Below are 20,445 nucleotides of genomic sequence, written 5' to 3'. Positions count from 1 at the left end.
AGAATGACCTCCTTGGGGTGGGTAGATGGTTGAAAAGACTGGAGTCAATATCGTCATAGACTTATGAAATTGATCTCCGATGTACATACTATTTACAGTATCTACAAGTATGATAACGAAAAAACCTCCGAAGGTCAAGGAAGGTCAAACTAACAACAAAAAAAATCAGTCAAACGACTGATTTCTCTTCATTGTTGCTGTTTACGCGCCCGAAAGGAATCGAACCTTTATCTCAGGCTTCGGAGGCCTACGTCATATCCATTGGACCACGGGCGCATGTATAAAAAAAGCGAAGCAAGGGTTATTATATGTCACCTCCGCGCAAAAAGCAAGAAGTAAACCCTTACCGTACATTTTTCAGAAAATTGTATGAACAATTGTTGAATGTTCGTCGGTTATTGGTTATAATAAACGAGTAAGGCAATTTTTTTTCACCTGGGTGGGACGCAAAATGCATACCCGGGACATAAAACGTCCAACACTGGATCAGGAGCGTCGAACGTCGTCATATGAGAGAAATTCTTGACATTCAGAAAAAGCTCTTGCCGGATCTCATGGACATCATGAAAAAGCGGTACTCGATTCTGCATCATATTTTGGTCTCCGGTGTTGTCGGACGCAGAACGCTAGCCTCATCGCTCGATATGACGGAGCGGGTGCTTCGCGGTGAGGTCGACTTCCTCAAGGAGCATGGGCTTTTGGAATCGGATGCCTCAGGGATGAAGATCAGTGAGTCCGGCCGTCAACTGCTTGAAGATATGCTGCCGATCATTAAGATTGCTTTCGGGTTAACGGATTTGGAAGAAAGCATCGCCAAAGCATTCGGTCTCTCGCAAGTCATTGTGGTTCCCGGCGATACGGACACTTCGGTCTTTACGAAGAAGGAGCTCGGACGCGCAGGAGCAGCGGCATTGCGCAAATATGTAGCCAAAGGCGACATCATTGCGGTAACGGGCGGTTCAACGATGGCCCAGATTGCGAGTAATCTCACGATATCCTCTTCCATGAAGGGCAATTGGTTCGTACCGGCTCGCGGTGGACTTGGCGAAAGCGTGGATATGCAAGCGAACACCATCGCATCCATTATGGCCAAGAAGACAGGCGGGAAATACAGACTGCTGCATGTGCCGGATCATCTTGGCGAGGAAGCGTACCAAACGCTCATCCAAGATCCGCAGATTCAGGAAGTTGTTGACGCTGTGCGCAGCTGTCGCATCGTTGTTCACGGTATCGGAGATGCTATGGTCATGGCTCGCAGGCGTAAGGTTGATGCCGAAACGACAAGCAGCTTACAGGCTGATGGCGCTCTAGCAGAGGCTTTCGGGTACTATTTTGACCGCCAAGGAAATGTCGTGCACAAGATGCCAACAGTCGGACTTCGGCTCGAGGATCTGCAGCGTACAGAAGTCGTGATTGGCGTAGCAGGCGGTAAAAGCAAGGGTGAAGCGATCGCTTCCGTGCTCAGGCATGGTCAGGAAGATGTGCTTGTGACAGATGAAGCGGCAGCCATAGAAATCATGAAACATGTCTAAATGAGACATCATAACGTGGGCTTTTATCAGCTGCGTTTTGAAATAAATAAATCTTTGTTAATTTTAGGAGGAATTCGCTATGGTAAAAGTAGGTATTAACGGTTTCGGACGTATTGGTCGTAACGTGTTTCGCGCAGCTTTGAACAGCTCAGAAGTACAAATCGTGGCAGTAAACGATTTGACTGACGTTAAAACATTGGCTCACTTGCTCAAATATGACACAACTCACGGTAAACTAGACGCTACAGTTGAAGCTGGTGAAGGTGAATTGATCGTTAACGGTCGTTCCATCAAGGTTTTTGCTGAGCGTGACCCTGGGAACCTGCCATGGGCATCTGTAGGCGCTGAAATCGTTGTTGAATCCACTGGTATTTTCACAGCGAAAGAAAAAGCATCCCTTCACTTGAAAGGCGGAGCTAAGAAAGTTATCATTTCCGCTCCTGCATCCGACGAAGATATCACAATCGTACTTGGCGTTAACGAAGACAAATACGATCCAGCAGCTCACACAATCATCTCCAATGCATCTTGTACGACAAACTGCTTGGCTCCTTTCGCGAAAGTTATCAACGATAGCTTCGGAATCGTAAAAGGTATGATGACTACTGTTCACTCTTACACAAATGACCAATCCGTGCTTGACGTTCCTCATAAAGATCTTCGTCGTGCTCGTGCAGCAGCTGAGAACATCATTCCTTCCAGCACTGGCGCAGCAAAAGCAATCGGTCTGGTTCTTCCAGAACTTAAAGGCAAATTGAACGGTATGGCTATGCGTGTTCCTACACCTAACGTATCTGTAACTGATTTGGTTGTTGAACTTAAAGTTAACGTAACCGTTGACGAAGTTAACGCAGCTCTGAAACAAGCTTCCGAAGGCCCACTTAAAGGCATTCTGAACTACACAGAAGAACCACTTGTATCCAGCGACTTCAATGGTGACCCAGCATCTTCCACAGTTGATGCTTTGTCCACAATGGTAGTTGGCGATAACATGCTGAAAGTGGTTTCCTGGTACGACAACGAGTGGGGCTACTCCAACCGTGTAGTTGACTTGGCTGCTTTCATCGCTAAAAAAGGTCTGTAATTTCATACAATACACACTAACAACCACATGAAGAGGAGAAGCGATTCTCCTCTTTATGTGCGATTGTCGCCTATATAAAGTTGATCGGTAGCAGGAAGTACGGAAGTAAACCATACACGTTCAGGAGGCTTTAACTTATGAGTAAGAAAAGTGTTCGCGATGTTGAAGTAGCTGGTAAAAGAGTATTCGTCCGCGTTGATTTCAACGTACCTGTAGAAAATGGTCAAATCACTGACGATACACGAATCAGAGAAACGCTCCCTACGATTAAATTCTTGGTAGAGCAAGGCGCTAAAGTCATTCTTGCTGCCCATTTTGGTCGTCCAAACGGACAAGTGGTTGAAGAGCTCCGTTTAACACCAGTTGCTGCAAAATTGGCTGAGCTTCTTGGCCAAAACGTGATCAAAGCGGATCAATCCGTTGGTGAAATCGTGAAAGCACAAGTGGATGCGCTTGAAAATGGCGACGTTCTCTTGCTAGAAAATGTTCGTTTCAACGAAGGCGAAGAGAAGAATGATCCTGAATTGGCAAAAGCTTTCGCTGATCTAGCTGATCTGTTCGTGAATGATGCCTTCGGTGCTGCTCACCGTGCACATGCTTCGACTTCAGGCATCGCAGCTTACATCCCGGCTGTTTCCGGTCTTTTGATGGAGAAAGAGCTTGATGTTCTAGGCAAAGCGCTAAACAACCCTGAACGTCCTTTCACAGCTATCGTCGGCGGATCCAAAGTGAAAGACAAAATCGCTGTCATTGAAAACCTCCTGAACATTGCAGACAACGTCTTGATTGGCGGCGGTCTTTCCTATACATTCTTGAAAGCACAAGGCTACGAAATCGGTAAATCGCTTCTAGACAATTCGAAGCTTGATTTAGCGCTTAGCTTTATTGAGAAAGCCAAAGAAAAAGGTGTTAACTTCCTGCTTCCTGTAGATATCGTTGTTACGGATAAATTCAGCGCAGATGCGAACACGCAAATCGTTGATATTGACAGCATTCCTGCAGATTGGGAAGGTATTGACATCGGACCAAAAACACGTGAACTTTACGCAGACGTGATTGCAAAATCCAAGCTGGTTGTTTGGAACGGACCGATGGGCGTATTTGAAATCGAGCCTTTCTCCCATGGTACACGTGCAGTAGCGCAAGCTTGTGCAACAACAGAAGGTTACACGGTAATCGGCGGTGGCGATTCTGCTGCAGCAACTGAGAAATTCCACTTGGCTGAGCAAATGAACCACATGTCCACAGGCGGCGGAGCTTCCTTGGAGTTCATGGAAGGTAAAGCATTACCGGGCGTTGTAGCCTTGAACGATAAATAATTTATTTTCGAAGGAGAGCATATCCCAATGAGCAGAAAACCGATTATCGCAGGTAACTGGAAAATGTTCAAAACTGTTTCCGAAGCTGTTAGCTTCGTGAACGAAGTAAAAGGCAGCACAGTTGAAGGTGTAGAAAGCGTAATTTGTTCTCCTTTCACAAACCTGCCGGCACTGGTTGAAGCTGTAAAAGGCACAGACGTGCATGTAGGCGCACAAAACCTGCATTTCGAAGACAATGGCGCGTTCACAGGCGAAATCTCCGGCGTAATGCTGAAAGATCTTGGCGTGGAGTATGTCATTATCGGACACTCCGAGCGCAGAGCTTACTTCGCGGAGACAGACGAAATCGTGAATAAGAAAGTCGTTGCAGCTTTCAAACACGGCTTGAAACCGATCCTTTGCGTAGGCGAGAAGCTGGAAGAGCGCGAAGCAGGTCAAACGAAAGATGTTTGCAAAGTGCAAACAGAAGCAGCTTTTGCCGGCCTTAGCGCAGAGCAAGCGGCACAAGTGGTTATCGCTTATGAGCCGATCTGGGCTATCGGTACTGGCAAGTCTTCTACAGCGGCTGACGCACAAGACGTTATCGGCTACATCCGTGAGCTTGTGAGCGGTCTTTACGGCACTTCCGTAGCAGATGCGGTTCGTATCCAATACGGCGGCAGCGTGAAGCCTAACAACATTGCTGAATACATGGCACAACCTGATATTGATGGTGCACTTGTCGGTGGAGCAAGCTTAGAGTCTGCTTCCTACATCCAACTCGTCCAGGGGGCGAAGTAATATGTCCAGACCGAAACCGGTAGCACTCATCATTCTCGATGGCTTCGGACTTCGTTCGGAAGAGCAGGGGAATGCGGTTGCTCATGCCAAAAAGCCAAACTATGACCGTTACTGGTCAAGTTATCCACATACAACCTTAACTGCTTGCGGCGAAGCCGTAGGTTTGCCTGAAGGCCAGATGGGGAATTCTGAAGTAGGACACCTGAATATCGGCGCAGGCCGTATCGTTTATCAGGATCTGACGCGGATTTCCAAATCGATTCGTGACGGTGAATTTTACGACAATGAAACGATCTTAGGCGCTGTTCGCCATGCGAAAGAAAACGGAAAGAAACTGCACCTTTACGGGCTGCTTTCCGATGGAGGCGTACATAGCCACATTCAGCATTTATTCGCTTTGCTGGATCTAGCTAAGAAAGAAGACTTCCATGAAGTGTACATCCATGCTTTCCTCGACGGCCGCGATGTGGCTCCGGATTCTGCGAAAAGCTACATGGAAAGCCTTCTGAAGAAGATCTCCGAAGTTGGCGTAGGCAAAATTGCGACCGTTCAAGGACGCTATTATGCGATGGACCGCGATAAACGTTGGGAGCGCACGGAGAAATCCTACCGCGCCATGGTTTATGGCGACGGTCCAACGTACACCGATCCAATGAAAGCTATTGTCGAATCTTATGAAAAATCCATCTTCGATGAGTTCGTGATGCCAACCGTTATCGTAGGCGATGACGGCAAACCGGTAGGACTTGTTGAATCAGGCGACGCTGTAATCTTCTTCAACTTCCGTCCTGACCGTGCGATTCAGCTATCGCAAGTGTTCACGAATGAAGACTTCCGTGGCTTTGACCGTGGTCCTAAAGTGGCTAAGAACTTGTACTACGTATGTCTGACACTGTTCAGTGAGTCCGTAGACGGGTTCGTAGCTTACAAACCGAAGGATCTCGACAACACGCTTGGCGAAGTGCTGGCTCAGAACGGTCTGAAGCAGCTCCGCGCTGCGGAAACTGAGAAATATCCGCACGTAACGTTCTTCTTCAGCGGCGGCCGCGACGCGGAATTGCCGGGTGAAACACGCCTGCTTATTCCTTCGCCTAAGGTCGCAACTTATGACCTGAAGCCAGAGATGAGCGCCTACGAGCTGGCCGATGCAGTCGTTAAAGAGATCGAAGCAGAGCGTCATGACGCGATTATTCTTAACTTTGCAAACCCTGACATGGTTGGTCACTCCGGCTTGCTGGAGCCAACGGTGAAGGCGATCGAAGCGACTGATGAGTGCTTAGGCAAAGTGGTTGAAGCGGTTCTTGCCAAAGGCGGAGTGGTCTGCATCACGGCCGATCACGGGAATGCCGATGTGGTCACGAATGCGGACGGTTCACGCAATACGGCTCACACAACGAATCCGGTCCCTTTTATTGTTACGGACAAATCTGTTACACTAAGAGACGGCGGAATTTTGGCAGATATTGCCCCGACAATGCTTGACTTCTTAGAGGTTAAACAACCGGAGCAAATGACCGGGACAACGATCCTTAAGAGATAGCAACTAAATTATTTTATAAAAGGAGTGTTTTCTACAATGACTATTATTTCTGATGTTTATGCACGCGAAGTATTGGATTCCCGCGGTAACCCAACGGTTGAAGTTGAAGTATATTTAGAGTCCGGCGCTTTCGGCCGCGCTATCGTTCCATCAGGCGCTTCCACAGGCGCATACGAGGCTGTTGAGCTTCGTGACGGAGACAAAGGTCGTTACCTGGGTAAAGGCGTTCTGAAAGCCGTTGACAACGTCAACGAAATCATCGCTCCTGAAATCATTGGTTTGGATGCTCTTGACCAAGTTGGCATCGACACGAAAATGATCGAGCTTGACGGTACACCGAACAAAGCAAAATTAGGCGCTAACGCGATCCTTGCTGTTTCCATGGCTGTTGCTCGCGCAGCTGCTGACGCTTTGGATATTCCTTTGTACACATACCTTGGCGGATTCAACGCTAAAACACTTCCAGTTCCAATGATGAACATCATCAACGGTGGGGCGCATGCCGACAACAACGTTGACGTTCAAGAATTCATGGTTCTGCCTGTTGGCGCTCCAACTTTCAAAGAAGCTCTTCGCATCGGCGCAGAGATTTTCCATAGCTTGAAATCCGTATTGAAAGATAAAGGCTTGAACACAGCTGTTGGCGACGAAGGCGGTTTCGCACCTAACTTCACATCCAACGAAGAAGCGATCACTACAATCCTTACAGCGATTGAAAAAGCTGGTTACAAACCAGGTGTTGACGTATTCTTGGGTATGGACGTTGCTTCCACTGAGTTCTTCAAAGACGGTAAATACGTGCTTGAAGGCGAAGGCAAAACGTTCACATCTGCTGAGTGGGTTGACTTCCTTGCAGCATGGGTAGAAAAATATCCAATCATCACAGTTGAAGACGGCTGCTCCGAAGACGATTGGGAAGGTTGGAAATTGCTTACTGAGAAATTGGGCGGCAAAGTTCAACTCGTTGGTGACGATTTGTTCGTTACGAACACAGAGCGTCTTTCCACAGGTATCGAGCAAAACATCGGTAACTCCATCTTGGTAAAAGTTAACCAAATCGGTACGCTTACTGAGACTTTTGATGCGATCGAAATGGCTAAACGCGCTGGTTACACAGCGGTTATCTCCCACCGTTCCGGTGAGAGCGAAGACAGCACAATCGCTGACATCGCTGTAGCTACAAACGCTGGTCAAATCAAAACAGGAGCTCCTTCCCGTACAGACCGCGTTGCGAAATACAACCAACTTCTTCGCATCGAAGACGAGTTGTTCAGCGTAGCTCAATATGCTGGTAAAAAAGCATTCTACAACTTGAGAAACTTTAAATAAGTTGGTTCGTAGTAAATAATTAAATAACAGCAGTGGCGGGCCGGCGACTTTGTCACCACCTGCTGCCTAAGCGACCGAGGGGGTCATTGTAATGAGCAATTGGGTGAAGACTATTTTATTTCTAATAGGTTCCGCATTGCTCACGCATTGGATCCCCTCTTCTTTTTTTCGCAACCTGGACACGATGGTCCATGAGTTTGGGCATGCGGTAGTGACCTTGGCGCTGTCTGGTCAAGTGCAGCGGATCGAGCTGTATGCCAACCATAGCGGAGTTACGCTGTCCGCGATATCTGGGGCCAGGTCGTGGTCGATCATTCCTGTGGCATTGGCAGGGTATATGACAGCCTCCCTTTTCGCGTGGTTCCTGTTTTCAGTCTTTGCGAAAGGAAAGCAGCAGATCGGATTCATAGTTATGATCGTGATCTCCGCTATTTCACTGCTCTTATTTGTTCGCAATGGATTCGGCATTATGTTCTTAATCGGCTTTATTGCATTGACGATCATCATAATGGCTATTCCTTTAAAATGGCTGCGCAACTTTTATTACTTGCTGCTCGCTTTCTTATGTTTGGAAGAGTCGGTATTCGGTCCCATTTATTTAATCCAGGCGGCAGCGAGAAATACTCGCCAAGCTGGGGATGCTACGAATCTGGCATTACATACCGGTGTTCCGGCCATGGTATGGGCGATTCTATTTACACTTTTTGCATTATGGTGCGCGAAGCAAGCGGTGCAGGCTTTCCTGGGGCGAAGCAAACGACCAAGAAGCGCAAGCCGCCAATCACCGCTATCATCCTATCGTGATTAAAGTGTTTTCACGTCAGATTGGCTCTTTTATTGTAATCTTGGACAAACTGTGTTAAAATACTCATGCTAGTTGTATAAGCAAAGAACAGGCAATTGGGGTGCTAATAACATGTTAATCTTTATGAAAATTTTGTTGATCATAGCTTCGGTCGGATTAATTGCGATTGTTCTTTTACAAAAAGGTAAGAGCGCAGGGTTGTCCGGTGCCATCTCCGGTGGTGCAGAGCATTTATTTGGTAAACAAAAAGCACGCGGTTTGGAACTTTTCTTGTCCCGTTTCACGATGGGGCTTGCTGCTGCATTTTTCATTCTTTCCATTGTCGTAGCATACGTAGTGAAGGCCTAACACACATAAAACGATAACAGCAGGGGAAATCTACTCCTGCTGTTTTTTCATTTTAAACGGGCGTATAGGTAGGAGATGTTTCCCATCGAGAGCAGAATTTACAAATCGACTGAGCCTTTTTTCTGGACAGGTCGTGGTATTAAACAGGAAATAGGCATATTAATGATCCATGGGTTCACGGGATCGCCCTCCGAGTTTAGGCGGATTGGGTACGAATTGCGAGATGAAGGTTACACCATCCAAGCGGTGAGACTTCCCGGACACGGAACGTCACCCGAAGACATGATACGAACCGGATGGACGGATTGGTATGGGCATGTGCTGGAGAGTTACGATGAGCTTGCAGCAGCATGCAAAAGCGTAGTGGTCATGGGGCATTCTATGGGTGGACTGCTAGCCCTGAAGCTGGCAGTGGAGCGTCAAGTAGCTGGCGTTATTTCGCTTGCTACGCCGATTTTTCTGACGTCAAGAAAGTCAGCGCTGGCGGTCATTATGCAGTATTTTATCAAATACATAAATAAGAAGCCCAAAACATTCTCCACGCTATTAGATGAGTCATGTGCATATACCAAAACGCCGATTCGCTGCGTCGTGAGTTTACGAAAGCTGTTAAAACATGTGAAAAGCTTGCTGCCTCAAGTGGAAGCGCCGATATGGATCGGGCAAGGGAGCAAGGATGGCGTCGTCCATCAGGGTAGCGCAGCGTTTTTGTATGAACGCATACGCTCCAAAATCAAAGAGCTTCGCTATTATGCGAATTCCTCGCACGGTTTGCTTCTAGATCAAGAGAGAGAGCTGGTTTATGCCGATATTGCAGCGTTTATCCTTTCCCTTCAAGTGGCATACTATGGAGTAAAGGAACAGGCACGGTGAATTCGAGCGAGGCTCAACAACAACAAGAAGGTGAAGAGATATGATTAAAGATCAAGATATTATCCATTTCATGCAAGAAGAGGCTTATAAGCCTATGTCCTATAAAGAGCTTGAGAAGCATTTCCGTATTGAAGGTGCCAACGAGTTTAAGGACTTTATTAAATTATTGAATCAATTAGAAGAAAGCGGTCACGTTGTCCGAGGCGCCAATGACCGTTACGGTGTGCCGGAGCGTATGAACTTAGTGAGAGGAAGGCTGCAAGCTCACGCAAAGGGCTTCGCTTTCTTAATTCCCGAAGACCGGGAGCATCCGGATGTTTACATTAATGCGCATGATTTGAACACGGCAATGAACGGCGACATCGTATTCGTGAAGATTACGTCCAGAAGCCAAGGCGGAGGACGCCTGGAAGGCGAAGTGGTACGTGTGATTTCGCGTGCCAATACACAGATTGTTGGTGTATTTCAAGGGCAGGAGACGTATGCGTTCGTTATTGCTGATGATAAGCGTGTGACACGGGATATTTTCATTCCTCAGCATGCCTTCAATGGAGCTGTCACAGGGCAGAAGGTCGTCGTTAAGATTGTTAACTACCCAGAGGGGCGTTCTGCGGCTGAAGGGGAAGTTATTGAGATTCTTGGGCACAAGGATGATCCGGGCGTTGATATTCTGGCAATAGTACGCAAATTTCAGCTGCCGGAAGCTTTCCAAGAGGGAGTGCTGGAAGAAGCGGATGCCGCACCGGATTCGATTACGGAAGATGAGATTGTCAGCCAGGGGCGCCGTGATCTTCGTTCCAAGCGGATTGTTACGATTGACGGTGAAGACGCTAAGGATTTGGATGATGCCGTTAACGTGGAGCTCTTGGAAAACGGTAATTATAAATTAGGCGTCCACATCGCCGATGTAAGTTATTATGTACGGGAAGGCACAGCGCTGGATATTGAGGCATATAACCGCGGTTGCTCCGTTTATTTAACCGATCGTGTGATTCCGATGCTGCCGCACCGGCTATCGAATGGAATTTGTTCGCTTAACCCGCAAGTAGACCGTTTGACGATGTCTTGTGAAATGGAGTTCGACGAGAACCTAAAAGTCGTGAATCACGAGATTTTCACAAGTGTAATTAAGACTAGCGAGCGTATGACCTATACGAATGTGCGTAAGCTGCTGATGGGTGAGGCAGAGCCAGAGCTTGTGGAGCGATACGCGTATTTGATGGAAGATTTTAAAAGGATGGAAGAGCTGGCTGCTAGACTGCGTTCCAGACGGATGAAGCGTGGGGCAATTGATTTTGACTTTGAAGAGTCCAAAATTATTGTGGATCCTGACGGCAAACCGATCGATATCGTGAAGAGAGAGCGTTCTGTCGCAGAAATGATGATTGAAGAGTTCATGCTGGCTGCGAATGAAACAGTGGCTGAGCATTTTTCGTGGATGAAAGTGCCTTTCTTATACCGTATCCACGAGGATCCGGATGCCGAAAAGCTGATGAATTTCATGGAGTTCGTAACGAACTTCGGGTATTCAGTCAAAGGAAAAGGCAATTCCGTACATCCGCGTGCTTTGCAGACGTTATTGGAAGACATTAAGGGAACGCCAGAGGAGACGGTCGTTAGTAAAGTGATGCTCCGCTCGATGAAGCAGGCGCGTTATGATGCACAAAGCTTGGGGCATTTCGGTTTGGCGGCAGAATTTTATTCGCACTTTACCTCTCCGATTCGCCGTTACCCCGATCTTATCATTCACAGAGTGATTCGTGAGGTTCTGGAAAGCGGGACTTTATCCGATACCCGTCATGAATACCTCGCATCGCGAATGAGCGATATTGCTCAGCAATCTTCGGAACGTGAGCGTGTGGCTGTAGATGCAGAGCGTGAAACAGAGGCACTGAAGAAAGCTCAGTACATGCTGGATAAAGTCGGAGAGGAATTCGAAGGCATTATTTCTAGTGTGACTGGCTTCGGGATGTTCGTGGAATTGGATAATACGGTAGAGGGATTGATCCGGTTAAGTGATCTGACCGACGATTACTACAACTTCCATGAGAGACAATTTGCTCTCGTTGGGGAGCGTACATCCAAGATCTATCGGATTGGGGATGAAATTAAAGTCCGTGTAGCTCGCGTGAATATGGAGGAGCATACGATTGATTTTGAATTGCTGGACATGAAGCCTCGCAAAGAGGGCGGTTTTAGCCGCGGCGGTGGAGGTGGCGGCAAGCCGTTCAAAGGAGCAGCCGGATTCAAGGGCTTCCGCGGGGGCAAAGGCCAGCCGGAGAAAGGCAAGGGTGGCTATACCAAAGGGAAAGGCGGCTTTGCGAAGTCTCAAGGCGGCGGAGAAGGAACAAGGGCAGGTCAAGGTCGTGGCGAAGGCGGGGCAGAAGGTGCTGTACGTGCCGGGCGCAGACGTGGTGAAGGAGCTGGCCAGCCTAACCTTGTGAGCGGAACTGACGCGCGGCAAGGTCAAGGACGTGGCCAAGGCGGAGCAGAAGGCACTGGGCGTACAAGAGCAGGGCGTCGAGCGGAAGGTCAAGAAGGAAGAGGACCTCGTGGAGACCGTGCGGGCGGTACGGAAGGAGCAGGCCAAGGGCGCGGCGAAGGAGCAGGCCAAGGCAAATCGCGCCGAGGTAAGGGCGGAAGCACGCCGTGGAGCGAGAACCGCGGGAAGGCCGGCGGCGGTCGCGGGAAGGCGCGCGGTCCTAAGCTGAGCGAAGGCGGCAGCTTGAGCGCAAGGCTTGAATCTGTCGGCGCAGGGCGGACAGATAGCGGCGCTGCCCGCGGCGAAGGCAAGCGCGGGCGCGGTGGTATTGCGCTTGGGGGCGAAGCCCAAGCGGGCGGTGGTTCGCCTGCCGTGGAGCGCAGCGGCGGCAGTGATTGGGCGAGCGGCGTGAACGCGCTCGCCAAGGGTGGCCGTCGCCGGAGTGACGGCGATGGTAGCAAGAAGCGGCGGTGATAACGCCGCTTCTTGCATTTCGGGCTTGATCTTGCTACAATAGGATGCACATTGTAGCATTATTTACCTGCGGCATCAGTGTGCGGGAGGAGGATCTCACGTGGCAACGAAAAAGGCAGATGGCAAGGTGCTTGCCCAGAATAAAAAAGCTTCGCACGATTATTTTATAGAAGAAACGTATGAAGCCGGTCTTGTTCTAACCGGCACGGAGATCAAATCCCTACGGGCGGGTAAAGCAAACATTGGCGATAGCTTTTCGACCATTCGCAATGGGGAAGCTTTTGTTCACAACATGCACATTAGTCCTTTTGAGCAAGGTAACCGAAGCAATCCGGAAGATCCAACCCGGACTCGGAAGCTGCTCCTGAAAAAGGTACAGATCGCTAAGATGCTGGGACAGGCGAAGCAGGAAGGTTATACACTTGTTCCGTTGAAGGTGTATATTCGGAATGGATACGCTAAGCTTCTGGTCGGGATCGGTAAAGGGAAGAAGCAATACGACAAACGTGAATCGGCAGCGAAAAAGGATGCACAACGCGACATTCAGCGTGCGCTGCGCGAGAAACAGAAGATTGCTAGATAGGACCGTTGGGGATATTGGAAACCAGCACCTTGGCTTCCACAAACCTGAGCGTTCATTTTTACACAGCATGTGTTATACTAGGTTTACAGCAAGTGATTGAAGCTTTTGAAGCAATTTCGCTCCAACAGCTCGTCTTTTACCTTCTCCGCTCTATCAGCGGAAATGAAGGCAATCCGGGGGTGTTCTTGGATTCGACGGGGATAGTTCGAGCGCGGGTTGCGGGTAGTGGGGACGCGTCCGCTTTAACAACGCTAAAGCCTATTAAATGGCAAACAAAACAACAACTTAGCTTTCGCAGCTTAATAACCTGTGAGCTAGCTCCTCCCTCGCATCGCCCATGTGCTAGGATAGGGGCCCAACCTTAGTGGGATACGACGTTTGGTCTCCGCCTGGGGTCGAGCGTAGGAAGACAATCAGGCTGACCCAACGCAGAGCGGGTTACGGCGCGCTGCTCGGGTGACATCAAAACTGTGACTACACCCGTAGATGCCTGTGTGGCGATATTTTCGGACAGGGGTTCGACTCCCCTCACCTCCATACAGAAACAAAAGACACCCGAGAGGGTGTCTTTTGTTTTGTATTTGGAGGTATGGGGGGAGAACCCCTAAGGTTCGCCCGCCCGGATTGAAGCATCAGCGTAAGGAGCACGGCATTGAAATGTACCGCTAGGGTAGTCATCGTTGAGTGTGCTTCGGAGCAAGTTAGATGGACATTTCAATACTCCCCTCACCACCATACAGAAAGAAGAAGCACCCATTGAGGGTGCTTTTATAAAATCAGGCATAATTTCACCGCTTAGGCAAGCATATGCATGCACTATTCAATCAATGTGATAGGTTCAAAAGCCTTACATCATGCCACCATGATTCAACGCTGAGTACGTAACCTAAACTATGAGGAATGGCAGGTGATTACCGTCATTCGGGAATTTCTTGATCGGAATCTCGGCCAATTCCGGCTGTATTTATCTAAAGCGATTGATCTGGCCGAGCCTAGGGATCCGATTTATATGTTAACGGAATCAGGCCGGAGGAAACTATGAAAGTAGGCCGTAAACCTAGTGGATCAGAAAGGCCGCGAATAAAAAATGCCCCAATAGGATAAAATTACAAAATGTTCTTCGTAATAACTGGCTATTCATGGCTGTAAGTGAGGAAAACGATATGGAAGGAACACAAGGGAAAATCGGTATTGTTTCCATCATTATGGTCATGATGCTGTTCAATGGTTTGACTAGTCATGTTATTGTAAATCCGCTGGTTTTGGATACATCGGGTAGAGATGCTTGGATATCTGTTCTAATGACGGCTATTCTCTACCTACCTTGGTGCGCTCTTCTTGTTTATATTATGAGAAAATCAGGTCAACAGGAGCTGCGGGCATGGTTGTCGAAGCAAACAAGCCCTTTTATTGCTTGGATCATTATAGCCCCGATTTGTGTCGAATTATTTTTGATCGGTAGCATGACGGTTATCCAGACGGAGATATGGACCGTCACCAACTATTTGCCAGCAACGCCTCAATATATATTGATAATTGCGTTAGTTTCGGTTTGTTATTACTCGGCCTATAATGGCATTCGCACGATCGCGATAGTAGCGGGTATCCTGCTTCCTACTGTCGTTTGCCTCGGATACTTCGTTTCCATTGCGAATATGCCGGAGAAAGATTACGCGCTTCTCAAGCCTTTTCTTGAACATGGTTGGCAGCCAGCTTTGAACGGTATGGTTTATACGGGAGGAGCATTAGTAGAGATCATGCTGCTGCTATTGTTCCAGCACCGTCTTAAATCGAAAATGCGGGTTTGGCAGATGCTGCTGCTCGGCGCGATTCTGGTATATATTACATTAGGTCCTTTGGTAGGAGCGATCACGGAATTCGGTCCTCAAGAAGCTGCCAAGCAGATGGTATCACCGTATGAGCAATGGCGCCTTGTCAAAATCGGTTCGTATATCGAACATGTCGATTTCTTGTCTGTGTATCAATGGTTGGCTGGAGCAACTATACGAATTAGTCTCTCTCTTTTTTTATTAGCGGAAATAATCCCATATAAAAAGGCAGAAATGCGGCGTTGGTTCATTCTGTTTTTAACGCTTTGCATCATTATATTTTCAATGATTGTAACGCACCAAAATTCGTTCTATTTATGGATGTACAAAATTTATTTTCCTGTAACTCTGATTTTCACTCTAGTCATAACAATTGTTTTAGCCGTCATTGCATGGATGGCCAAACCCACCAAGGAGTGAGCAACATGAGCGTTAGCAATACTCAATCTGGCGATGTAACGAAAGAGCAGATGCTTCGGCAATTATTCGCAAACTGTTCTGACGTGCAAATACAGACTTACTTATTTGGTGAGGATGACCCGTCATCCACGATTATGATGATCTATGCAGAGGGTTTATGTGATGCCGTTCAACTAGGGAGAAGTGTTCTGCCGGAGTTGAATAACGTTTATAAAGAAAATGGCTTTGAATATTTGCAAAACGGATATGTGCTTGGCTCTTTACCGCTCATTTCCTTTGAGGGAGAAGCTACTGAGCAAGAAATAACAGATTGCGTCTTTCAAGGGGATCTTCTTCTCGTCCTCTTAGCATCGGATGCGATGTATAAGCTTAACATTTGCAACCGTCCTCAGCGCACACCTGATGAATCGAGTGTCGAGATTTCTATCAAAGGGCCGAAAGATGGATTTGTGGAAGAGTTTTCGACGAATATTGCCCTGATTCGCAAACGGATTCGAAGCAATTCCTTATGCTGTGAAACGTTCATTCTCGGAAGAAGAACGAGAACGAAGATCGGACTTATGTATATTAAGGACATTTTGGCTCCCAATATTTTAGAGGAAGCTCGTTCTCGCTTAAATAAAGTCGATGTCGATGGCATTTATAGTATCAGTCAGGTGGAAGAAGCACTTACCGATAAGAAATTTGCGCTATTTCCTATAACGGACTTCACGGGGAGGCCCGATTATGCAGTCAACTGCTTGTTGGCCGGACGATTTATTATTATTGTGGACGGCAACCCTTTGATCTTAATTGCACCAGGGACCTTTTCATTGATAATGAAATCCCCGGAGGATATTCATTTCAGTTTTCAATACGTGACTTTTGCTCGCTTGATCCGTTTTTTAAGTTTCTGGATTTCGATTCTCTTGCCTGGTTTCTGGGTGGCCCTTACTGCATTTCACCAAGATCAAATTCCATTTCGGCTCATGGCGACAATATCGGTAGCAAGAAGCGGTTTACCTCTATCAGCACAAATGGAAATGTTTACTCTGCTGTTTCTCCTGGAGGTTTTTCGAGAGGCCGGAGTTCGATTGCCCAGTTCCATTGGACAAACACTAACGGTCATCGGTGGGTTAGTCATTGGTGATGCCTCCATACGCGCAGGTTTGGTCTCACCTTCGGTGGTGGTGGTTGGGGCGATTACTGCAATCATGGGAGCTACGCTTGTTAATCAGACCCTGGGCACAGTCGTAAGTGTGATCAGGTTGATTATTTTTCTAGCATCAGCAGTCATTGGGATGTACGGACTCATTTTGGGCTTAATTTTGTTGGTGATTCACATGTCTAGAATCAAATCATTCGGGATTCCCTTCTTAGCCCCGTTGTCACCACCCAATTACAAAGACATATTTAAGAGCTTTCTAAGGTTCCCATGGGGTAAAATGCGATTTCGTCCGCAAGAGCTGCACACAATTGATTCAGACCATAAAGGGAAAGATATCGAATGAAGAAACTCTGTCTCTTTCTTATGGTCCTTACGTTTCTATTTCTACAAACGGGTTGTTGGAATTCCAAAGATATTCAAACCATGGCCTATGTAACAGCGATCGGAATGGATTACGAAGATGGAAAATATATCACCTATGTACAGGTACTCAATTTTGCCAATGTGTCTAAAACCGAGTCAACACAGCTAGGGAAAAATATCCCCGTATGGATTGGAAGAGGAGAAGGGGCAACGGTTACTGAAACGTTTAATGCGATTTATGCGACTTCCCAACTGAGAGTGTATTGGGGGCATGTGAAATCAATTGTGTGCACGGACAGGTTTTTAAAGAACGGTAAAAGAGTTAAAGAGGCTTACGATATGGTAAACCGCTATCGGGAAATCCGTTATAACGTTCTGTTGTATGGAACAAAAGAGTTGTTAAGCGATATATTTCAGCAGAAGTCGATTCTGAATCTATCCCCGACAGATTCCTTACTGGACAATCCGTCACAAATCTATTCTCAGCGCTCGTATATTACGCCGCATTACGGTTTCAAGATTATTTCAGAGATAAATGAACCAGGGCAATCGGCCATGCTTCCTTCGATCGCTCTTGACAAGGGAGAATGGACCGAAGATAAACAGCCCAAATCGATGTTTAGAATCGATGGGGCATTTTATTTAAAAGGAAGCCAGTCCCTAGGATGGATGTCCGAAAAAGAGTTAGAAGGATTTCGATGGCTTCAAGAAAAACTGTCGCGCTCCCCGATTAACATTCCGGATACAAAGAAGCCTGTCGCGGCAATTGTTATGATTGAGCCAAAATCGAAGATTCTGCCTACTATTCGAAATGGTAAGGTGTACTATACGATTAAATTAAAAATGGACGCCTATGTAGATGAAATGGTTGAGGATCTTTCTACACAAGACATGCAGAAACTCGCGGAGCAAGTGATTGAGGATCAGCTCAGAAAAACCTATGAGATAGGGCTTAGCAAAAAAATAGACGTGCTGCAATTGGGCGAGCGGCTTTACAGGAATTACCCCAAAAAATGGCATGAACTTAACCAGGACAACGACTTCAATTTGGATGCCACTTCCCTCGATAAAGTAGAGGTCAAGGTTAAATTGCAACACACAGGCAAGTATAAAGCAAGATCAAATTAACGTTAAACCTTTTCTGTTGATACAGAAGAGGTTTTTTTCTGTAGGTTCAGGAGAAGACCCCTGCACAAATTCCTGCATTTTGGTGTCGAAAATTAGCGATAGGCTTTACATTTTGGAAAAACTTATCTGTACAAATTGTTGTAGCAGGCGTTTTGATATGAATCAGCGATCATTATGCCCCATACGGACATCCGCTTAGCTCACATGTGATTGTATCTCAGTGGTTGACCTACACATTAGCCATATTGTCTGTATCCACTTCGATAAGGCTGTATATTCGGGAGAAAAAGAATACATTGAATCTAACCTTTGCACTAGCGAAATCGTTGGATTCCAGAGATCCGCATACCGCCTTTCATTCGGAGAATGTAGCAAAGTACGCTTTTTTAATAGCCACAGAAATGAAGCTATCCAATCGGCAATGCGATATGATTTACCTCTAACAGAGGAAGTATATGATGCTATTAAACAGCATGCTACCATTGGTTATAACAAGGTTAAGCATTTCCCCTCGTTCGAAATAAAGCGTTATTTTGGATATCATTCTATATCATCATGAAAGGTATGACGGGACCGGATATCCCGAAAGGTTAAAAGGGGAGCAAATTCCCCGATTAGCCCGTAACTTGTCTATAGCGGATTCTTTTGATCCGAAAAAATCGAGGGACTCAATTTGACCCGAAATTACCGGCGTGTTCCTAAAGATGACTGGAGAAAAAAGGACAGGACATTTTCTTGCATATAGAAGGCATCAGAAATGTCCCGTATTAGGAATCTTATACACAGAATTGTCCACAATACACACAGGCAATAAAGCCTTGATGTGTATAACTCCCAGTTGAGATATAAACATATCCACAGATTGAGATATGCACAAGAAAGCTATGCACATTCCAACCATTTCTTTCTGCATGACGCGGTACGCAGCGGGTGCAAGCCTTAAGGGAGAGAGAAAGGTCTGATGTGAGGAAATGTAAAAAGAAGTACCCCAGCGGGTACTTCTTTTTGCATTCCTATATTATTTATTAAGCCGCCGTTTGACGCTCATACCGATTGAACATCATATTGTACAAGACGGCAGACACTACGGCGACTCCCGCAAGCAGGATGAACGTCCACGAGAAACCGATCCACGAGGAGATCGGGATTGACAGCGGCGCTAAGGTACGCCCAAGGGTATACCGCAAGCTGCCTGCGGCAAAATATTGGCCGCGCATATGTTCAGGAGCCAGCCGGGAGACGAAGGCTTGCTGCGGGCCTGCCGACATGAGCTCAGCCAACGTGAAAACGGCAATGGCGAGCGTGAAGCCCCAGAATGTGGACATGTGGCCGAACATAGCGATGCCCAGCGCATAGAATAACGCGCCGCCGATGAATACATAGCGATCTCTGTAAGCAAGCATCCATTTGGTAACTACGACAGTAAAGAGAGCTACGAACAGGCCGTTCTCGGATACGATCAGTCCGAACAGCTGCTTGCCCGACAGTTGCAGATTCCAGTCTCCGTAGGAGAAGATCGTCGTTAATTTCACAGTTTCCTCCATAAAGACGGGAAACAGCAGATCTAACTGCATGAAAGTCTGAGACAACAGCACGCCTGCTAGAATAAACAGCAGGAAGACACGGTCGGCTGCAATGACCTTATAATCGCGCAGCTGGGCAGCCAAGAAGCGGTACCAAGGCTCGCCAGCCGTGGAGCGGTGGCGATCGGCGAGTTGCTCAGGCAGCGTTTCGTGCAAGGTGCGGCTCATCGTCATAGAGAGGAAGAGGCAGAACACGGATGCTGCGGTAAGTACGATGTACGGATTATCCTTGTACGTGATGGATCCGAGCAGCGGACCGACAACGACAGACATGTTCGCGGCCGTATAGAAGATGGCAAAGACGCTGGAGCGGTGCTCTTCCTTCACTACGTCGGCGACCATTGCCTGACTCGCTGGCCAGTATAAGGAGCCGGCCATGCTGGCGAAGCTGAATCCGACGAAGCCGAGAATGGGCATCGCCAGGAGCGGCGAAGCGGCAAGGGCGAAGATGCCGTAGCCGATGCTTTGCCCGAAGGCCGCAATAACCATCATCCGTTTGCGTCCAAACCGGTCTGCGCAGTAGCCACCCATCAAATTGGCGAAAACAGACAGCGTCTGCGATAAGATCAGCAGAATGCCTGTCCAGCTTTTGCCGAAGGAATTCGCAAAATAGATCGACAGAAATGGAAAAAACGTCCAAAAAATGACGTTAAAAGCGGTCTCTCCGCCGAGGCGGATTTTTAAATTGATATCCCAATCTTTCATTCTCATCTGCTATTACCTCTAGTTGAAAGTCTTTATGTATCATACTACCACTGTTCCTAGAGAAACAAAACGAAGGAAGAACATACGGATAATCGGAATATTGGCGTATAAGGCAGACCTG

17 protein-coding genes, 1 tRNA gene and 1 other RNA gene are annotated in these 20,445 nt (G+C 47.4%); 17 read left to right on the top strand and 2 right to left on the bottom strand.

Annotation, left to right across the window (positions count from 1 at the left end; genetic code table 11):
* Positions 1 to 204: 204 nt before the first annotated feature.
* Positions 205 to 276 (bottom strand) — tRNA-Arg (locus tag J2Z65_RS19750).
* Positions 277 to 509: 233 nt separating this feature from the next.
* On the opposite strand from J2Z65_RS19750, the gene J2Z65_RS19745 reads away from it, so the two are divergent.
* The 17 genes from J2Z65_RS19745 (at position 510) to J2Z65_RS36145 (ending at position 18,713) form a co-directional block, all read left to right on the top strand.
* Complete coding sequence (locus J2Z65_RS19745) at positions 510 to 1,532, top strand: sugar-binding transcriptional regulator (RefSeq protein WP_167053108.1); 1,023 nt, start codon at positions 510 to 512, stop codon at positions 1,530 to 1,532.
* Between the two features lie 79 nt (positions 1,533 to 1,611).
* On the top strand, positions 1,612 to 2,616 hold the full coding sequence (gap, locus tag J2Z65_RS19740) for a type I glyceraldehyde-3-phosphate dehydrogenase (RefSeq protein WP_127457105.1): 1,005 nt from the start codon (positions 1,612 to 1,614) through the stop codon (positions 2,614 to 2,616).
* A 137-nt stretch (positions 2,617 to 2,753) separates the two neighbouring features.
* Positions 2,754 to 3,935, top strand: a complete 1,182-nt coding sequence (locus tag J2Z65_RS19735; protein ID WP_167053106.1) for a phosphoglycerate kinase — start codon at positions 2,754 to 2,756, stop codon at positions 3,933 to 3,935.
* Positions 3,936 to 3,962: 27 nt separating this feature from the next.
* Complete coding sequence (gene tpiA, locus J2Z65_RS19730; protein WP_167053104.1) at positions 3,963 to 4,715, top strand: triose-phosphate isomerase; 753 nt, start codon at positions 3,963 to 3,965, stop codon at positions 4,713 to 4,715.
* A 1-nt stretch (position 4,716) separates the two neighbouring features.
* Positions 4,717 to 6,255: a 2,3-bisphosphoglycerate-independent phosphoglycerate mutase gene (gene gpmI, locus J2Z65_RS19725; protein WP_167053102.1), complete on the top strand. Its 1,539-nt coding sequence runs from the start codon at positions 4,717 to 4,719 to the stop codon at positions 6,253 to 6,255.
* 36 nt (positions 6,256 to 6,291) lie between these two features.
* Positions 6,292 to 7,584, top strand: coding sequence for a phosphopyruvate hydratase (gene eno / locus J2Z65_RS19720; RefSeq protein WP_167053100.1), 1,293 nt, complete (start codon positions 6,292 to 6,294; stop codon positions 7,582 to 7,584).
* 91 nt (positions 7,585 to 7,675) lie between these two features.
* Entirely contained in the window at positions 7,676 to 8,392 is a 717-nt protein-coding gene (locus J2Z65_RS19715; RefSeq protein ID WP_167053098.1) for a M50 family metallopeptidase, read from the top strand.
* A gap of 108 nt (positions 8,393 to 8,500) precedes the next feature.
* A complete protein-coding gene (gene secG, locus J2Z65_RS19710) occupies positions 8,501 to 8,737 on the top strand; it encodes a preprotein translocase subunit SecG (protein WP_145668116.1) in 237 nt (78 codons plus the stop codon).
* 75 nt (positions 8,738 to 8,812) lie between these two features.
* Positions 8,813 to 9,610 carry an alpha/beta hydrolase gene (locus tag J2Z65_RS19705; RefSeq protein ID WP_167053096.1) on the top strand — a complete coding sequence of 266 codons (798 nt, stop codon included), beginning with the start codon at positions 8,813 to 8,815 and terminating at the stop codon, positions 9,608 to 9,610.
* Positions 9,611 to 9,650: 40 nt separating this feature from the next.
* The gene (gene rnr, locus J2Z65_RS19700; RefSeq protein WP_167053094.1) at positions 9,651 to 12,566 is read left to right on the top strand and encodes a ribonuclease R; all 2,916 of its coding nucleotides are present in this window, start codon (positions 9,651 to 9,653) and stop codon (positions 12,564 to 12,566) included.
* A gap of 100 nt (positions 12,567 to 12,666) precedes the next feature.
* Positions 12,667 to 13,149 carry an SsrA-binding protein SmpB gene (gene smpB / locus J2Z65_RS19695; protein ID WP_167053092.1) on the top strand — a complete coding sequence of 161 codons (483 nt, stop codon included), beginning with the start codon at positions 12,667 to 12,669 and terminating at the stop codon, positions 13,147 to 13,149.
* A 175-nt stretch (positions 13,150 to 13,324) separates the two neighbouring features.
* Positions 13,325 to 13,689, top strand: a transfer-messenger RNA (tmRNA) gene (ssrA, locus tag J2Z65_RS19690).
* Between the two features lie 367 nt (positions 13,690 to 14,056).
* Entirely contained in the window at positions 14,057 to 14,191 is a 135-nt protein-coding gene (locus J2Z65_RS35715) for a hypothetical protein (protein ID WP_275690995.1), read from the top strand.
* A 121-nt stretch (positions 14,192 to 14,312) separates the two neighbouring features.
* Positions 14,313 to 15,398, top strand: a complete 1,086-nt coding sequence (locus J2Z65_RS19685) for a GerAB/ArcD/ProY family transporter (protein WP_167053090.1) — start codon at positions 14,313 to 14,315, stop codon at positions 15,396 to 15,398.
* Positions 15,399 to 15,403: 5 nt separating this feature from the next.
* Positions 15,404 to 16,888, top strand: coding sequence for a spore germination protein (locus tag J2Z65_RS19680; protein WP_167053088.1), 1,485 nt, complete (start codon positions 15,404 to 15,406; stop codon positions 16,886 to 16,888).
* Positions 16,885 to 18,036 (top strand): Ger(x)C family spore germination protein, encoded by a 1,152-nt coding sequence (locus J2Z65_RS19675; protein ID WP_167053086.1) that lies wholly within the window; start codon positions 16,885 to 16,887, stop codon positions 18,034 to 18,036. Before J2Z65_RS19680 ends, J2Z65_RS19675 begins: the two co-directional genes overlap by 4 nt.
* 533 nt (positions 18,037 to 18,569) lie before the next feature.
* On the top strand, positions 18,570 to 18,713 hold the full coding sequence (locus J2Z65_RS36145; protein ID WP_193580768.1) for an HD-GYP domain-containing protein: 144 nt from the start codon (positions 18,570 to 18,572) through the stop codon (positions 18,711 to 18,713).
* A gap of 348 nt (positions 18,714 to 19,061) precedes the next feature.
* Here J2Z65_RS36145 and J2Z65_RS19665 read toward each other — a convergent pair whose 3' ends face one another.
* A complete protein-coding gene (locus tag J2Z65_RS19665; RefSeq protein ID WP_167053084.1) occupies positions 19,062 to 20,330 on the bottom strand; it encodes an MDR family MFS transporter in 1,269 nt (422 codons plus the stop codon).
* Positions 20,331 to 20,445 lie beyond the last annotated feature (115 nt).

Origin of the sequence: Paenibacillus aceris, assembly GCF_017874035.1 — a bacterium.
In the GTDB taxonomy this organism is placed as follows: domain Bacteria; phylum Bacillota; class Bacilli; order Paenibacillales; family NBRC-103111; genus Paenibacillus_E; species Paenibacillus_E aceris.
Note: the sequence above shows the minus strand (reverse complement) of the source record. Positions and strands in the feature narration are given on the sequence as shown.